1 pseudogene is annotated in these 1530 nt (G+C 39.3%); it reads left to right on the top strand.

The features are described from left to right. Positions 1–99: 99 nt before the first annotated feature. A pseudogene (locus P7J36_RS11525) lies at positions 100–1387 on the top strand (IS4 family transposase). Positions 1388–1530: the final 143 nt, after the last annotated feature.

Here is a 1530-nt window from a genome sequence, read left to right as displayed (position 1 = left end):
CAATGTCATTAAGTTAAGGATCCTACTCCAATTTTTATTGGATAGGGTCTTTTTATTTTTCGATAAAGTGATAGACTAAAATCAAAAAGGAGTTTTCCCATGGTTCAGTCTATTCAAACAATCCTAGAATCTTGCATCTCACAACTCTCATCAGACAGTTCTTCTTATGTCGTCCAACCAGATAAAGACTTTACCCGTTCCAGAAAATGTTCCTTCCAACAAATAGTTTCCGCTATACTAAACATGGGAGGTCAAACACTATCAAAAGAACTGATCAATCAAGACTTCCCCATTTCAAAGGCTGCTTTTGTCCAAAATCGCTATAAAATTAAGCACCAAGCCTTTCAAGATCTCTTCAAAAACTTTACACAGGCTGTTCTTCCAAAAACAGAACTCCCTATTCTGGCTGTAGATGGATCCGATATCCATATTCCAGTCATACCTGAGGACACAGCTTCTTATTTTCCTTCAAAATCAGGTGAAAAAGCCTATAATCTCCTGCACTTAAATGCCCTATTTGACTTGGAAAGCGAGCTATATTGTGATGCCTTGGTTCAAAAGAGACGAGATGTTGATGAACGACAAGCTCTGATTGACATGATGGAGAATTCTCCCTTTCGAACAAGCACTCATCGTGGCAGATAGGGGCTATGAATCTTATAATCTGATGGCTCATTGCCAAGAAAAAGGCTGGTTCTATCTAATTCGGATTCGAGATGGGAAAAGCAGTATGAAGCAAAGTTTGGACCTGCCTTCTACGGAAACCTTCGACGAATCCTTTACCTTGAAATTAACCCGCCGACAAAATAAGGAGACCAAAGAACTTCTGAAAGATAGGAATCAATACAAGTTTATTCCCAGCAATCAAACCTTTGAGTTTCTATCTAAAGAATGGGAAAGGGGAGCTGAAGCAGAGTTTTACTCCCTTTCTTTTCGCATGGTTCGGTTTGAAATAGCCCCTGATAAATACGAGACTCTCGTGACCAATTGCGATAAGCCTGTAGACTATATAAAAAGCCTCTATGCCCGTAGATGGGGCATAGAGACCGCTTTTCGTCACTTGAAATATGCACTTGGATTGGTGAGTTTTCACGCTAAAAAGCTGGAAGGTATTCTTCAGGAAATATTCGCTCGTCTCACTTTTCACAATGCCGTCAAAATGACCACTTCTAAGGTCACCATTCCAGAGCGAAAAACAAAGTATAGATACAAAATCAGCTTTTCAGATGCCTGCTATATCTGTCGTCTCTTTTTCCGTCACCAAATACCTTCCAAGCAAGTTGAAATCTACCTCCAATCCCACCTTTGTCCAATTCGACCCGATAGACAGGCAAGGAGGAAGGTTCGATATCAAACACTTGTAGATTTCACTTATAGAATAGCATAAAATCGGACAAATGAATACAAAAAATAAGGATGGAAAGCCTCTTTTTGTGCTGGCTAAATACAAAAATCCCAAGTATGACATAGAATAAATACTTGGGAGTAGACAGTGTAGATGTAATGCCGAATGTTAACTTAATGACATTG

The organism is Streptococcus suis, from assembly GCF_046032115.1.
Classification (GTDB): domain Bacteria; phylum Bacillota; class Bacilli; order Lactobacillales; family Streptococcaceae; genus Streptococcus; species Streptococcus suis_AJ.
Note: the sequence above shows the minus strand (reverse complement) of the source record. Positions and strands in the feature narration are given on the sequence as shown.